The sequence below is a fragment of the Marinifilum flexuosum genome (genome assembly GCF_003610555.1).
Classification (GTDB): Bacteria; Bacteroidota; Bacteroidia; order Bacteroidales; family Marinifilaceae; genus Marinifilum; species Marinifilum flexuosum.
Window position 1 is genome coordinate 405,575 of sequence record NZ_RAPQ01000010.1, and the last position, 15,521, is coordinate 421,095.

At 38.9% G+C, this 15,521-nt stretch carries 12 protein-coding genes; all 12 read right to left on the reverse strand.

Features of this window, described 5'->3' with window-relative positions; translation table 11 throughout:
- Positions 1–51: 51 nt before the first annotated feature.
- Complete coding sequence (gene cbiD, locus BXY64_RS14940) at positions 52–1,884, reverse strand: cobalt-precorrin-5B (C(1))-methyltransferase CbiD (RefSeq protein WP_120240791.1); 1,833 nt, start codon at positions 1,882–1,884, stop codon at positions 52–54.
- A gap of 167 nt (positions 1,885–2,051) precedes the next feature.
- Positions 2,052–3,824, reverse strand: a complete 1,773-nt coding sequence (cobM, locus tag BXY64_RS14945; protein WP_120240792.1) for a precorrin-4 C(11)-methyltransferase — start codon at positions 3,822–3,824, stop codon at positions 2,052–2,054.
- Between the two features lie 236 nt (positions 3,825–4,060).
- A complete protein-coding gene (gene cbiE, locus BXY64_RS14950) occupies positions 4,061–5,251 on the reverse strand; it encodes a precorrin-6y C5,15-methyltransferase (decarboxylating) subunit CbiE (RefSeq protein WP_120240793.1) in 1,191 nt (396 codons plus the stop codon).
- A gap of 515 nt (positions 5,252–5,766) precedes the next feature.
- Positions 5,767–7,170: a precorrin-3B C(17)-methyltransferase gene (gene cobJ, locus BXY64_RS14955; RefSeq protein ID WP_120240794.1), complete on the reverse strand. Its 1,404-nt coding sequence runs from the start codon at positions 7,168–7,170 to the stop codon at positions 5,767–5,769.
- A complete protein-coding gene (cobI, locus tag BXY64_RS14960; RefSeq protein ID WP_120240795.1) occupies positions 7,163–7,852 on the reverse strand; it encodes a precorrin-2 C(20)-methyltransferase in 690 nt (229 codons plus the stop codon). Before cobI ends, cobJ begins: the two co-directional genes overlap by 8 nt.
- On the reverse strand, positions 7,849–9,168 hold the full coding sequence (locus tag BXY64_RS14965; RefSeq protein ID WP_120240796.1) for a cobyrinate a,c-diamide synthase: 1,320 nt from the start codon (positions 9,166–9,168) through the stop codon (positions 7,849–7,851). The genes cobI and BXY64_RS14965 overlap by 4 nt, the downstream gene beginning before the upstream one ends.
- Entirely contained in the window at positions 9,161–9,967 is an 807-nt protein-coding gene (locus tag BXY64_RS14970) for a nitrilase-related carbon-nitrogen hydrolase (RefSeq protein ID WP_120240797.1), read from the reverse strand. The genes BXY64_RS14965 and BXY64_RS14970 overlap by 8 nt, the downstream gene beginning before the upstream one ends.
- The gene (locus BXY64_RS14975) at positions 9,967–10,983 is read right to left on the reverse strand and encodes an ABC transporter ATP-binding protein (RefSeq protein ID WP_120240798.1); all 1,017 of its coding nucleotides are present in this window, start codon (positions 10,981–10,983) and stop codon (positions 9,967–9,969) included. The genes BXY64_RS14970 and BXY64_RS14975 overlap by 1 nt, the downstream gene beginning before the upstream one ends.
- 2 nt (positions 10,984–10,985) lie before the next feature.
- The gene (locus BXY64_RS14980; protein WP_120240799.1) at positions 10,986–12,032 is read right to left on the reverse strand and encodes a FecCD family ABC transporter permease; all 1,047 of its coding nucleotides are present in this window, start codon (positions 12,030–12,032) and stop codon (positions 10,986–10,988) included.
- Positions 12,029–13,150: an ABC transporter substrate-binding protein gene (locus BXY64_RS14985; protein WP_120240800.1), complete on the reverse strand. Its 1,122-nt coding sequence runs from the start codon at positions 13,148–13,150 to the stop codon at positions 12,029–12,031. Before BXY64_RS14985 ends, BXY64_RS14980 begins: the two co-directional genes overlap by 4 nt.
- Positions 13,151–13,160: 10 nt before the next feature.
- Positions 13,161–14,036, reverse strand: coding sequence for a sirohydrochlorin cobaltochelatase (locus tag BXY64_RS14990; protein WP_120240801.1), 876 nt, complete (start codon positions 14,034–14,036; stop codon positions 13,161–13,163).
- Positions 14,037–14,040: 4 nt separating this feature from the next.
- Complete coding sequence (locus BXY64_RS14995) at positions 14,041–15,519, reverse strand: PepSY domain-containing protein (protein WP_147376008.1); 1,479 nt, start codon at positions 15,517–15,519, stop codon at positions 14,041–14,043.
- Positions 15,520–15,521 lie beyond the last annotated feature (2 nt).

Below are 15,521 nucleotides of genomic sequence, written 5' to 3' on the forward strand. Positions count from 1 at the left end.
TCACTAAAATTACAAAAATGATAAGCTTATTGTATTAATGAATTATCAATTTTATTTCACGATAATCATTCCCTCATCGCCAACCAAAAGAAATAATTGAAGAGAACAAGAGTCATTCAGTAGTTGTTGACAATTTTTCAAGCATTTCTGAGCTACCAAATTGTAGAATGATTCATTCTCTGAGAATGGAATGATGTCTAAAATTGCATTGCCCAATTTCAACTCCATAATTTGTTTTTGGATTATATCAGAATATCCAGCTTGTTTGGCCAAATCAGCAACAAAGTCAGCATTAAAAACCACATTCTTGCTGTGGGTATTCAAGTTTCCTTCTGCAAGCTTTACTGATTTACCGAACATGATGGCCACATTGATTTTCTCCATTCCCTCATCAACTGCCAACTTTATGGTATCACCAACCAAGTTGCCAAAGTGAATGTAAGCTACCTGTGGCAAGTGTGGAAATTTATCTTTCAGCCTGTTTTCACTTCTCTTTCCTGAGGTTAAAACAATTTCGGTGCACTGGTTTCCTTTGGCCACTTTCACCTGTTGTTTAATACTGGCCAAAAAAGCTTCATTCGATAAAGGTTTTACAATTCCCGTTGTCCCGATAATTGAAATACCACCTTCCACTCCAATTCTTGGGTTAAAGGTAAGTTTGGCCAACTCTTCTCCTTCAGGAATATATGCCTTCACATTAAAAGCCAAGTCCATTTCGTATTGATCAGACAATTTTTCCAAAACATTGGAAACCATTTTTCGGGGAACCGGATTAATGGCTGGTTCACCAACAGGAACCTGTAGACCAGGCAAAGTAACCACACCTAAACCTTTTCCTCTTACAAACTGAACTCCTGACTGATCCATAACAGACAATTCACAACCAATTTCTTTGCCATGAATCACATCCGGATCATCACCTGCATCTTTTATTACCACACAAGAAGCTGATTTACTTGATAAATTCTCTGGAAAAATAGCATACCTGGCTTTTTCTCCTCCCGGTAGCTCCACCTCAACCCATTTGGGAAATTCCTTTTCTGCCAAGGCAATAAGGCAAGCTTTTGTAGCCGCAGTTAAGCAAGTTCCGGTAGTAAATCCACTTCGCAATTGTCCATCAATTTTTAGGCTCGTTTTCTTTACCTGGTAGAATTGCTGCAGGAAAGATTTGGCATCATCCACCACATAATCGAAAGCAGGCAACTCTGGTCGCTTCACTACCCATAAAGGTATATTCAACTGTTCGGCAACGTTCTCTTTTGTTTCAAACAAACCCGATTCTCCACTCTCTTTCGAAAGTAAAATTTCAGCATTCAACTTCTTTGTTAAAATCGCCAATTCCTCTACTCCTGCCTTTGGATCCATTGGAATTACATACTGATAATCCAAATCGGTTTCCCTAGCTTTTTGGCGACTAAGGTCGGTATCTAAAATTCTAAAATGACAAATTCTTTGAGTCCAGAGCGGTTTTAATTTGTTGATCGTTTGAACACCTGTTAAGGCCAATATATTCTGATACTCTTCTTGCAAAAGTGCCTCTGTCATGCACTCGTAGGAATCGAACAAGCGCACCTGATTGGATGATTTAATTTCTGGAAACTTTCGCTCGTAACGTATGGTTGAAATTCCTAACTCCTGAGCGACCTGGTAGATGTTATCATGCAAATGAACGGCAAAAGGGTGAGCCGCATCAACAATCAATCGAATATCCTTTTTTTGACAGAACTCCTTAATTTTCGAGCTGTCCATATCTCCAAAAATACGCTCGCCTTTAATTTGTTTGTGCGAGTCGTTTTTTGTGGAATAAAAGTACTGCTGATCGATAATGTCGAATAGTTCAGCAACTCTTTTTCCTTCTGTTGTTCCGCCAAAAATCAGTATCATATCAGTAAAGTCTTGAATAGTTGAAATAGTGAAAAAGTAGAAAAGTCCTGAAATGTAAACTCAAAATAATTAGCTCAATCAAGTAATTCTCATTCCTAATTCACACAATAAGGTAAAACTTTCATGACGGCAGGTGATTCTCATTCCATCATGAAAGTATTTACAATCTATTTTCCCTCACGAAATGCGTGAGTAAATTTCTTATCGTACAGTTTTGAAAATCCCGATCGGTTGTCTATGGCTTTACCCACAACAATCATAGTAGTCATTTTCAAATTGTTTTCTTCTACTGTTTTTGCCAAAGTTTCCAGTGTACAACGATAGATTTTTTCATCCTTCCAGGTAAGTTTGTAGCAAACTGCCACAGGTGTTTCCGGTGGATAATGCTCTAAAAGTTGCGCCTGAACTTTTTCGGCAATGGAAGCACTCAGGTAAATACACATGGTACTTTGCGATCGGGCCAACTTGTTCAATTGCTCGCGATCTGGCATTGGCGTTCTTCCCTCTCCACGAGTCAAAATAATGGTTTGCACCTCTTCCGGGATAGTAAACTGAGATTCCAAAGCTGCTGCTGCTGCCTGGAATGAAGAAATTCCCGGGGTGATGTGATAGTTCCATTTCAACTGATCCATAATGGCCATTTGCTCTTGAATAGCACCATAAATACAAGGATCACCAGTATGCAAACGCACCACAAACAATCCACGATCGTAATATGGTTTCATGCTTTCAATCTGAGTGATCAAATCCATGCCTGCCGAACTTTTCACCACACATCCAGGCTTTGCATAATTGGTCAATTCTTTTGGAACCAAGCTGCCTGCATACAGAATCATATCTGCCGTTTGAAGCATTCTTTTTCCACGAACCGAAACCAGTTCCGGATCGCCGGGACCTGCCCCAACAAACTCTACAAAACCTTTACGCTCGCTATTCTTATCCATTGCCAAAGCAAACGTGAAATGCTTATCGCCAGCTTTTGCTTTTTGTTTTTCTACTAATAAAGCATTTCCTGAAAGATGCATAGATGCTGCCTCAGAAACGCTGTAACTTCCCGTTACCTCGCTTACTTTTTGCGATGGGTTTGGAATATCATATTGTGATAATACTTCTTCGCCAAACGGATTCAATGGAATGTTCCATTTTTCGGATAATTCAATCAATGCCTTTTCATCGGCTTTTAAGTCAACCGTTCCGATTGCAGCAATAGAGAGTGGAGAAATTTGCTGCTCTGCCAATTTCGAAAGCAATTCTGTTTCGAAAGCCTCAAATGGAAGATCGCGCTGACAACCTAGGCCCAATTGCAAAACTTTAGGACGGTAATAAATCACTTTGGCTCCAAAATCATGAACGAATGGAGTTACTGCCAAAACTAACTGGTACTCTTCCAACTTTATTTCATCCGCACTAAAAAACACATCTACATGATCTGGTTTTTCCGTCTCCAAAACCAAGCTTCCTTTATCGCGTACCTCAAGCAGCAAGGCAGTTTTTTGTTTGTTCACAAAGGCTGCCATCAATTGAGTAAGCTTGCCCTTGCAATCAAGAGTCCAATTGTGTTTTTCCGGCAATAAATCCAATGCCCACAAGCCTGATGTATCGCTAACAGTAGTAAGAACAGGAGTTGCTCCCAACAGGCGAGAAATATCTTCCGACAATTGATTTGCCCCACCCAAATGTCCTGAAACAACAGGCTGAACAAATTGTCCGTTGGCATCGATATTGATCACTGCAGGATCTGTTTTTTTATCATTTAAAAATGCAGCGATCTCGCGCACGCAAATGCCCAAAGCTCCAATAAAAATTAGCGCTTCGTATTTGTTCCAAAGCTCTTCGTAGTTCTTTGGCGAGCGCATAATATCAGCCTCCAAGCCATTATTGGTAATGTGCTTGGCAAGCGCCTCTCCCTTATCGGAATGTGTGATTATTATTTTTGACATGATGTATTTTGTTCTGTTTTGGTCTTTATCTAATGCTTATTCTTTCTCGTTGGTGACTGCAAAAAAGCATCTCCCGTTTCAAATTCAATTTTTCCCTCTTAGGGAAAATGTCGACAGACAAAAGGGTGAGTTTTGGAAAACAATACACCCCTCTCCCTGTCGGGATCTCCCCTATAAGGGGAGAATCTCAACATTCTGCTGCGTGCCGAATTTCAAATGGCACCCTCAAAATATATCTAATTTTCCTTCTTTTTCTCGGCTATTAATATCGTTATCGGATTAAATTCATCAACACTCACCAGCATTTCATGTGTTAGCTGATAAGATTTTATTTCGCACCATTGCTTAAATCCCAATTTGCTTTTTTCGCTCACCGAGTTAAAAGCTATGATTCCCCCTTCCAACAAGCGCAAATGAATGTCATCCAGTACCTCATCCATTTTTCCACCATAACCGCCAACAAAAACGGCATCTGGTTTTTCTATTTCTGCCTTATCGGTTTGCAAATAATCCCCAATAAAAATATCGATTCCCGGCGTTTGAAAGGTTTCTGTATTGCGCTGAATAATTCCTCTGGACTCTTCACGAATCTCGAAAGATTTTACCTTCAAATGCGGATGATTCAAGCGAGCTTCGATAGATACACTTCCCGTACATGCTCCCACATCCCAAAACACCTTTTTGTTTTGCAATTCCATTAAGGCAAGTGTTGCCAAACGAATGGGCATTTTGGTGATCATTTTTGGGCGGCCTTCCAAGGGTTCAAAATCACTTTCCTTAATTCCCTTTTTAGGAATCGCCTTATCGGTTTTTTCCAGGTAAAAGCAATTCGGGTGATTAAAATCCAAACTCAAGGCTTCTTCCAAACTCAACTCCTTCACCACTTCTCTTTCGCCACCCAAGCGTTCACCATAGTACATTTTGTAGTTCGAATATCCGTATTGTAACATTCGCTCGGCAATGCTTTTTGGCGTATTTTTTCTATCGGTAAGAACTCCCATTCTCTCCTGACCTCTAATCAATGCCTGATCGAATCGCTCGAAAGATCTGCCGGTAAGCGTAATGGTTTGAAACTCGCCGTAAGGCAATTTAAAACGATGTGCCAGCAATTGCAGGGAATTAAAATCAGGAAGAATATCAAGCTCTGCATTTGGAATCTCGCGTTTTAATGTGATGCCAATTCCATAAAACAATGGGTCGCCCGACGCAAACACAATCCAATCGCTATTGGAGTGGTTTATGGCATCGTACAATGTTGACAAAGGCACTACAATATCATGCCAATGGTGTTGCTCTGGCAGATAATCTCCCACCAATTCACGGTGACGACTTCCTCCTGCAAAATATTTTCCCGATTGAATCAGAGTCAACTCCTTCTTTGTAAAATCAGGAGTTAAATCTGATATTCCTATGATGCTTATTTTCATTTCGTTCTCGCTGATTCACGCAAATCTACACGCAGATTTATGCTGATAAATATTTTAAAGCTTATCTACTACTCATTTCATTTAGGTCTCGCTGATCTTCTCAAATTTTAATTTGATGTTCTGACTCTAAGTCTGGATATCAATAGTTCACTTTATCTACTCATTTTCAAAATGAGTGTTTCCCTTTTAGGGAAACTGTCCACAGACTAAAGGGTGAGATAAGACAAATATAATCCAAAATACACCCCTCTCCCTGTCGGGATCTCCCCTAGAAGGAGAGAATTCAAACATTTAACTGTCTACAAATTATTTATTCATAGATTCCCAACAATATTCTGCGAGACACTTACAATTCCGATTTAGGTAAAGCTTTTTTTCATTTTTTACGATGCCAGTATTGGTAAAGCTCAAAATATTCAATTTTGGCTTTTGCGAGTTTAGGCAAAGCTCTTTTTCATTTTTTTCAGTGCCAGTTTAGGCAAAGAAAAAAATGAACTTTTCCAATTACCTAAAATCTACAAACCTTCACCCGGATGCATTTGTTCCGCTTCGCTCCAGCTTAAAATGGCATTGATAATGGTTGCTGCCACATTGCTTCCTCCTTTTCTGCCATTTACAAAAACTGCAGGAACATCGGGACAACCATATTTTAACTGCCATTTGCTTTCTTTTACATTTACAAAACCAACCGGAGCTGCAATTACACCCGCAGGATTTGCTTTTCCGTTTCGGATTAATTTGATCAACTCGATTAATGCAGTTGGTGCATTTCCGAATGCAAAAATGGCATCGGGATGCTCTTCTACTGCCAACTGTATTCCGGCCTGAGTTCTTGTAATATTTTTCTGCGAAGCCATTTCAGCCACGCGCTCATCATCCAAATAGCATTTAATTTCAAGACCTAATTTGGCTGCAGTTGCTCTTCGAATTCCCCTTGTAACCATCGAAACATCGGTAACAATAACCGGTGGTTTTCCCGAATAAAATTTCTCGTGCAATTGCTCCACCACATTATTGCTCAGCTCAACCGATTCGTTCAATTTAAAATCGGCAGTCGTGTGAATACAATGCAATGCCACCCAAACATGAGCCAATGATTTGTCTGTGATATCGATATGATCCAAAATGGTTTGGAAACTTGCATTCATGATGCGGCGTCCAAGCTTGTCCTGGCTATTGTTCTTGTTGGCATAGTAACCTCTAGGTGTTACCATCTTACCTTGAGCCTTAAAAGTTTGACTGTTACCAATCACAATAACGGTAAACATATCGGCTTTGGTCACATCCAATTCGGCAAGGGTAATTACCTCAATGCTCTCATCTTCTCTTCCCACATTTCGGGCAATTCCAACAGGAGTTTCCGGCGAACGTACTTCCAGGAACAATTCCCTCAGCCTCATCAATTGCCAGAATCTGCCTTTGCTTAAGGGATTGTAAACCGCTGTTACAAAATCGGCATTAGCTGCTGCTACAATTCTTTTCTCAATTTTTTCCCATGGGGTTAACAAATCCGACATGGAAATGGAACAAAAGTCGTGTCCAAGAGGTGCTCCCAATTTTGACGCAGCCGCAAACATGGCAGAGATTCCCGGAACTACTTCCAAATCAACATCCGAAGCTTTTTCCGCTTTCATTTCCCAAAGCAAAGGTGCCATTCCGTAAACACCGGAATCACCACTACTAATTACAGCAACGGTTTTTCCCGATTCGGCTATTTCGAATGCTTTCTCTGCTCGTTGGCGCTCTTTTTTCATACCCGTATCAATCAGCTCTTTTCCTCCTGACAACTGCTTGATGTGCTCAAAATAAAAGCTATAACCAACAATTACTTCTGCTTCCTGAATGGCTTGCAAAGCCTGTGGAGTAAGGAATTTCTCATTTCCCGGTCCAATTCCTATGCTATATATTTTCTTAGGCATAAATTATAATTAATGAAAAGTAAGGTATTGTTCGCAACTTTAAATCCTGAACATCACTTGTGGAATACTGTTGCGGTGTTCCCACACGTTCGATATAAAAAAATGATCTATTTTGTTTTTCAAGAAAATCGCTCCAGTTATCAAGCACACTCATTTTCATTACAACCAGTGTTTGATTTTCTTTCAAAGCTTCTTCAATTTCTTCAAAACCATTTGGTCGGGCAATTACCTTTAAGGCCTGATTCCCTTCGGTAACCGGTTTTTCGCCTTCGGCACCTGTAGCAATAAAAGCAGGTATTCCCGGAATTACTTTACAGTCAACATTTGCTTCTTGTGCCATTTTTAAAATGTATCCAAAAGTGCTATAGAAAAGAGCATCTCCTTCGGAAACCACGGCTACATTTTTTCCTTTTTTCAATTCCTCATGAATCTCATCAAAGGCTTTTTGGTAGTGCATCTCCCTGTTTTTCCCTGTCATGGGAATCACAAGCGGCAGACTCTCGGTTTCTACATTCAACTGCTTTAATATATCGTATGAAAAAGAAATTACTTTCCATTCCTTTATGCTCGATGCCGGATAAAAAATAAGATCCGCATTCTGAAGTGCCTTTAAGCCTTTAAGAGTGATCAATTCCGGATCACCAGGTCCTAATGCCACTCCAATTAATTTTCCCAAACTCATAATCCCAATTCTTTTATCATTTGCAACATTTTCTCTCTTTTTCCCAAATACAGGTGCATGTAGGAAGCCCAACAATTCTCTCTTCTGAATACAGGCATTTCCACATCGCGCCCTCTTGCCGTTTTGGCCTGATAATCGGCACTGGCTTTTTCTTCTCCAATTAAATTGGAATAGTGAAACTCGTGGCCTTTTATACTGATATCCTTTCCTTTCAAATCGCGATATCCCAGGTGCAACTTCATATTTTCAAAGGAAGTATCAAAGTCAAAAACACCAGTCATTTGGTATGTTTCCCCTTCTTTGGTAATGATATTTTTTCCCAGATACATCATTCCACCACATTCAGCTATTAAAGCTTTACCACTTTCAATATACTCGGTAATGGCCTGTTTCATTTTTTCATTGTTCGCCAATTGCTCTGCAAACAACTCCGGATATCCACCTGGTAACCAAAGTAAATCTGCCTCGGGCAATTCTTCATCATTCAATGGGCTAAATTCTACTAAGTCTCCCAATTCGGCCAAAACATCACGGTTTGCCTGATAGGAAAAATTGAAAGCCTCATCGTGAGCCAAAGCAATTTTGAATTGCTTCTTTGTATCTATATTTTGGTTTGTTAATGGCTGAATCTCCTTCTGCGTAATTTCCAGGAGCAAATCAATATCAACATGATTCTCCAGCAATTCAGCCGCAACATTTACGATTTCTCGATTTTGATTCTCACCCGGAAGGTGCAAGCCCAAGTGTCTTGATTCTATGGCCAATCTCTGATCTCGTGGCATGTATCCCAATACATGAACACCAGCATCGATGGCAGCCTCTTTTAAAAACTGAAAGTGCGACTGGCTGGCCACCTTATTAAAAATAACACCTGCCAAATTGATGCTTTTATCGAAGTTCTTGAATCCATATAACAAGGGAGCTACCGAATAAGCCGTACTCGATGCATCCACCACCAGAATAACTGGCAAATCAAGCAAACGTGCAACTACCGCCGAACTCCCTACATCTTTTTGAGCACCATCGAACAAACCCATTACCCCTTCGGCAATGGAAACATTTGCCTTGGCAGCATGCTGGGTAAATGTTTGCTGAACATGAGCCTCATCGGTCATCCACATGTCCAGATTATAGGAAGGCTGCCCTGCAATTTTAGTATGGTGCATGGGATCGATATAATCTGGTCCGCATTTAAAGGGCTGAACCTTCAATCCTCTATTCACCAAGGCCTGCATCAAACCAAGTGTAATCATGGTTTTACCCGAATTACTCTTTGGTGCAGCAATTAAAAATGCATTTGTATCTATTTTATTCATAATATTCTCTTAACCATTCTGTTCGTTTATGAGCATTAAAGAATGCCATCTTCGATTCTTTGATCCTGTTGATTTCACTGATATCAATTTCTGCCACAGCAAATTCATTTTCTTCAACAAATGATTCTGACATCACTTTTCCCTTGGGATCTATAATCAAACTGGCACATGGAAAAACCGTTCCTCTATCATTTGTGGTCACCTGATTGCAAATCATGGCAAAACAAGCATTATCGTATGCCCTTGCGGGGATATATCTTTTGAACCTTTCAATTTTATCCTGACAAGTTTCTTTTGGAGATGCAAAGGCCATTGCCAATACATTGGCTCCTTTTTGTGCTTGAATGGCACTAATTTCAGGAAAGTGAGTTTCGTAACAAATCTGAATGCCTATGCGCATATCCTTTACGGGAAATACATTTATCTCATCGCCTTCTGAGTAAACCTCTTTTTCGCTAATGCTTACATGTGTTTTTCTATGCTTTCCTACAACTTTCCCTCCTTCAAACACAAAGTGAGTAATAAAATATCTTTCTCCTTCTTGTTCTGGAAATCCTACTGCAAATGCTAAATTCGTACTCTTCGATATTTCCAATAAAGATGTAAACACCTGCTCTTCCTCATTCAATACCGTTTTTAGAATCTCAATATCTCTTATATAGCCAGACAAATTCAACTCCGGGAACAAAATAAAATTAACTCCCTGTTCATCGAAACTTTTAATCCATTCCATCGTGGTGGATAGATTAAACCCCACATCGCCAATTCTACATTTTGAACTTACTACTGCAACTATCATTACCGATTATTTAAAGTTAGAGTTAGTAAGTTTTCAATGGTTTTCTCTTGTCCCACACATTTTCCATTCTCGAAGTATTTAAAACTTGTACTTACATTTTTACACACTTCTAGCCATGTGGTATCTTTTTCTGCTTTGCGGATGGTTTTTATTCCATTTCTGGCAAAGGCTCTTCTAAGCAATACATACTCAAAGCCGTGACCTTTTACTGGAATCTCATGATTGTAGTCATAGCCTACTCTGAACAATCCTGTTTTGTTATCAAACTCAATTCCTTTGTTCTGAAAAATGGTTTGAAATTCATTTCTCAATAACAAATCTTCAGGTGTTCCTGTTAGCAAGCCTTTCTCGGCAGATAACAACCATAGTTTATCGGCCATTTGTAAGGCCAAATCCAAATCGTGGGTTGACATCAAAACTGATTTTCCTGAATTGCTTGCAATTTGTCTTAGCAATTGCATGATCTCAACACGAGCAGGCATATCTAAAAAGGCGGTTGGCTCATCAAGAATAATGATTTGGGTATCCTGTGCCAAAGCTTTCGCTATAAAAGCCTTTTGTTTTTCCCCATCACTCAAGTTCGATAATCGTTCCTTTTTCTTGTGCAGAATCCCACATTTCTCAATCGAAGTATGAACAATATCTTTATCCTCATCATTCAAGATGCCAAATGTTCCGGTATACGGACTTCTTCCCAAACCTACCAATTCCTCTACTGTTGCATTGGGTACAATTACCCGATCGGTAAGTACTACGGCTGCCATTTTCGACAATTCCTTTTCGGAAAGCTGTAGCAGATCTTTACCCATAAGACTTGCTTCCCCTCCCAATGCAGGTTGGAATCCGCAAATTGTACGAATTAAAGTACTTTTTCCTGTTCCGTTCTCTCCCAGTAGACAAACCAATTCGCCAGTAAACATTTTAGCTTGCAATTGATCATGCACCACCTTCGCACGCTTACCTTTTCCGTAACCTATACACAGCTTGTTGATATCTAGAATCTCTTTCCCTGCCATAACTATTCCAATCGATTTTCTTTCCTACGCTTCCAAATTACCCAAATCACAACTGGTGCTCCAATAAATGCAGTTACCGAATTGATAGGCATTTCCTGCTCCATTCCTGGCATTCGTGCCAAAAGATTACACAATAAGGCTGTTGCTGCTCCCAGCAAAGCTGCATTCAATATCAAATAAAAATGGTTTGAAGTTTTCGATAACAACTTGGCCAAATGCGGTACTGCAACACCTATAAAAATTATGGGGCCACAAAATGAAGTCACAATGGCGGTTAAAAATCCCGAAAAGGCAATAATTAAAAAACGTGCCCTTTTGATATTCAATCCCAAGTTAGAAGCATATCGATCTCCCAAAGCCAATAAATTTAACGACTTGCTTAAAAATGTTGCCAAGATAGAAGGAATTACGGTAATTAAACCAAACATCATGGCACGTTCGGTTGCCAAACGGCTAAAACTACCCAAACCCCAAATCACGTAATTGTATACATCTTCTTCAGGGCTATAGAATTTTAGCAAACTTACCAATGAACTGCTTAGGTATCCAATCATCACACCAATAATCAGGACACTTAAAGTTCCTCCTATGCGATGCGAAATAAACAGGATCAAAGCCAAAACCAAGGCTGCTCCAATTAAGGATGAAAAAACAACTGCAAAATCTCCCCAGGCTCCCAAACTGGTAAAAGTAAATCCCAGAATATTCCCTGTGAATAGCATTACAAAGGCAACACCCAAACTCGAACCTGATGAAATCCCCAAAACCGAAGGTCCAGCCAGTGGATTTCGAAACAAAGTTTGCATTAATAAACCAGCAACTCCCAAAGCCATTCCTGCACCCAAAGAAACTATGGTTTGAGGCAATCTTGTTTTAAGAATAATGTTCTCATAAATTCTGTTTACCTCTTCTCCGGTAAACAAAATTGCTTTAATCTCCGACAAAGGGATGTGTATCGATCCCAACACAAGGTTCAATAAAACAAGAAAAACCAGCAACAGAGTTGCCAGTGTTATTACAATTGATATTCTTCCTAATTTATGGATCATTTCAGCTTTTCGTAAAAATAAGGTTTATGCCCCGGTAACAATTCCGGATGAAAAAAGTGAATGTAATCTGCCAGCAGAACATCAGGTTTCATACCTGCCTGTTCGTAATATGGCTTTTCACGAATGTTGCACAAAATTACATTCTTATTCTGAAATGCACTAAAGTCCATATATCTTGGATCCTGATCACCCAAATCTTTTAAGCTTAATCCTGATTTTTCGGGATGAATAATTCTCCAAAAATCACAATTGGAAGCCTTGCTGTATATGGTTTCAAAATCTACCGGGTAAGCGCCTTGTTTATTGTCCTTGATAATGTAATCAGCTCCTGCATCGCGAAAATAGTGCGCATAAAAACTATTTCCTCCAGGAACATACCAGCTTCCCGATCTCATTTTACCAGAGAAAACTGTTGGTCGTTTTTCAACATTCGAGGCAATTTTTTTTAGGTTTTGATATCGCGATTCAATTCCATTAAAGATAGAATCTGCTTTCTCTTCCTGCCCTACAAAAAGAGCAAGCATTTTAATCCATTCTGCGCGCCCCAATGGAGTTTCCTCATTATAGGCAGCCATTGGTACCAAAGGAATCCCAAGGTTTCTCAACACATCGAAACCTCCAACTTTAAATGGAGATACAAAGATTACATCCGGATCTAGAGCCGCAAGCATTTCAAGATTAAAGTTTCCTTCTTTTCCAATTCTTTTCACCTTTCCGGCTTCAACCAAGGCTTTCATTCCTTCGTGTCGCAGGTATCGACTGCTGTTTATGGCTACAATATCATCGATATCATCCAAGGCAAAAAAGTAACTTAACTGCGTACTCGACAAACAAACAATTCTTTTACAAGGAACCGGAATATCATTTGGAAGGCCTTTTGCCTTTGCTTTATTCTTCACAAGACTGAAGGTATCAAAAACACCATCTTCTCCTTTTTTATGAATCTTTACAAGTGTCTTGTCACCATGCTTTTCAATCTTGAATTCTTTAGCATGCTTTAATGATATCTCAATGACTTCATCTTGTTTGTTTTCTTTTGTTGCATTTGATGACTTGTTATTGCAAGCATTCAGAAACAAGCTTAAACTTATAGTCAGAAGAAAAATAATCTTTTTCATGATTCAGATTTTAACGAATTCCTAGCTCTTGACAAATTGCTTTCAAATGTTCAACCCAAATTCCAACAACAGAATCATATTCAGCCAAACCTATCATTGCAACTTCTGTTTTAAACCCTTCCTTCTCAAGATTGGTTTTCCAACTGTCCTCCTCGTTTCCTGCCATATCATTTCGCGCGTGATCACCAGCTACCGACATAAAAGGAGTTAATATTACCTTTTTAATTCCATTCGATTTTAACTGAGGAAGAATAGCATCCAAAAGAGGAAATCCTTCTACCGTACCTACAAAGTATTGATCTGATTTTTGCTTTAAATAGTATTCAAATCCAGGATAATAAATATTCGACTGGTGATGTGAACCATGTCCCATAAACAGAACTGCTGTTTTAGAATTCAGTTTACTTTTAAACTGTTGGTGAAGGGCATCCGCCAATTGCATCTGATCATGATCTAAAAATAGCAATGGAGCTCCTATCTCAGTTACTTTAATTCCTTTAGGCATTCCATTAAAGGCTTCAACTGTATGCTTCAAATTATCGTACTCTTCGCCAGGAATGATATGTAAGGATTGAACCGCAACATGAGTAAATCCATCCTCTCCCATTTTAGCCAATGCTTCAGCAGGAGAATCAATATTTTCACCTCTTTTCTTCAAAATCTTTCTAACGATTTTGGAAGTATAAGCCCATCGAATCTCCACATTGGGAAACTCGGCTTTTACAATTTTATCAATATTCTCGAATGCCACTCTGGTCTCAGGATAGCTACTTCCAAATGTTACCAAAAGAATGCCTTTTTTGTCCTCTGCTTTTTTATGCGCATATGTCATTTGCACATTCAATATCAACAAGAAAAATATACTTAAATGCAATATTCGTCTCATAGTGCTATAATTTTTTAGTTTTAATTAGTTTGTTGTAATTTCTTTTAAACCATTTAAAAGAAAGCCTCATTCCTGTAATGCTAACTGCTAAACCAATTAGCGATAAGAGAACCAAAAGAGTTTTTCGTATCGTGTCATTTTGCTTTAGTATGGCCAAATCGAATGTGTGAAAAAAGCGATACAGCCAGCGTCGCAATCGAGTATTTTTAGTTAATTTTTTAATGCGTTCTCCACTTGCCGGATCAATATACAGCCAGGTATTAAGCGCATCAGAAAGTTCTATTTTATAGGCCGAAGTCGGTAAATAATACATCGCTGATCCAGAATAATAATTGTCGTAACCTTTCTGCTCAACTACAGAGAATTTAGTATCCTTAAATTTCTCTTCAGACTCTTGTTTGATATCCGCTAAACTAAATTTCTTTTGCGGAATCACTTTACCATGATCTAAAGAGTAAATCTCAGATTTTTGATAATCGTCGTAATAAACCCTGAATTGAGGAGAGTTTAAAACGCTTTTCCACTCAACTTTGCGAACTCCTTCCTTCTTGTCGAGAGCTGCAAAAATTTCCTTTGGCAATATATTTTTATGACCCGATAATTCTAACTTTTGATTCCATTCAATGTCAACCTTCTCTTTAGAATTTACACCAACCATCCAGTCGGGGATTGAAGTAACAGAAACCAATCCACTCAAAATAAAAGTGAACACAAATATACCAAAGAAAAAACCTGTTAGGTGATGCCACTTGTACCAAAACTTCTTGTATGGACTGATTCCCTTTTCTTTTCTCTTTCGAAGTCGAACCAATCCAGCATAAATGCCTGTTACAGACATTAAAATTCCTAATGAGGATAGAATGATAATGACCAATCTCCATGTATCTTTCGCCAAGCGAAGTTTTTTAAAGTAAATCCAATGCGGAATTGCTCCAAAACGCGCACTCCATCTGGCTCTTCTGTTGGTTTCCTGTACAATTTCACCTGTTTTTTCTGAAATGTATAAAACAGTGTGAGCCGGGTCATTCATTTTGCATTTGTACAATGGCAATAAAGGTCGATAGTAAGACCATGGCATCCAATCATCCAATTCATTCATCTTTTCTATTTCCTTCACAGGATATCCGTTAAAAGATGAGCTTAGTTTTTTGGCATGATTTTCATCAAAAGAAGCAATCTTTTTTAAACTTATCGCATCATAAGTTTTTTGAGCTTTTCGGCCTGATTTAACTCTATAAACAGGTTTTCCATCACACAATTCCAATGTAACTTTACCATTGAAAGAATTTGGAGGAGCTTGTAAATTCTCAAAATCCTGTTTATGAAACTCGGTAAGATGTAAAAATCGATCTTTGCGAGAAGCATGAGGAAAGCCATCGAAAATAAGAACGATACCAGAAATGAACCAAACCACAAACATCAGGCTCAATAGTGAACCTGATATGTTGTGGATTTGAATGAGATATTTATTTAATTTTTTCAAAA

Coding starts and splice junctions, on each gene's coding strand:
- BXY64_RS14980 (WP_120240799.1), bottom strand. CDS start 12,032: ATGATCCATAAATTAGGAAGAATATCAATTGTAATAACACTGGCAACT.
- BXY64_RS14970 (WP_120240797.1), bottom strand. CDS start 9,967: ATGATAGTTGCAGTAGTAAGTTCAAAATGTAGAATTGGCGATGTGGGG.
- BXY64_RS14990 (WP_120240801.1), bottom strand. CDS start 14,036: ATGAGACGAATATTGCATTTAAGTATATTTTTCTTGTTGATATTGAAT.
- BXY64_RS14975 (WP_120240798.1), bottom strand. CDS start 10,983: ATGGCAGGGAAAGAGATTCTAGATATCAACAAGCTGTGTATAGGTTAC.
- cobI (WP_120240795.1), bottom strand. CDS start 7,852: ATGAGTTTGGGAAAATTAATTGGAGTGGCATTAGGACCTGGTGATCCG.
- cbiE (WP_120240793.1), bottom strand. CDS start 5,251: ATGAAAATAAGCATCATAGGAATATCAGATTTAACTCCTGATTTTACA.
- BXY64_RS14985 (WP_120240800.1), bottom strand. CDS start 13,150: ATGAAAAAGATTATTTTTCTTCTGACTATAAGTTTAAGCTTGTTTCTG.
- cobJ (WP_120240794.1), bottom strand. CDS start 7,170: ATGCCTAAGAAAATATATAGCATAGGAATTGGACCGGGAAATGAGAAA.
- BXY64_RS14965 (WP_120240796.1), bottom strand. CDS start 9,168: ATGAATAAAATAGATACAAATGCATTTTTAATTGCTGCACCAAAGAGT.
- cobM (WP_120240792.1), bottom strand. CDS start 3,824: ATGTCAAAAATAATAATCACACATTCCGATAAGGGAGAGGCGCTTGCC.
- cbiD (WP_120240791.1), bottom strand. CDS start 1,884: ATGATACTGATTTTTGGCGGAACAACAGAAGGAAAAAGAGTTGCTGAA.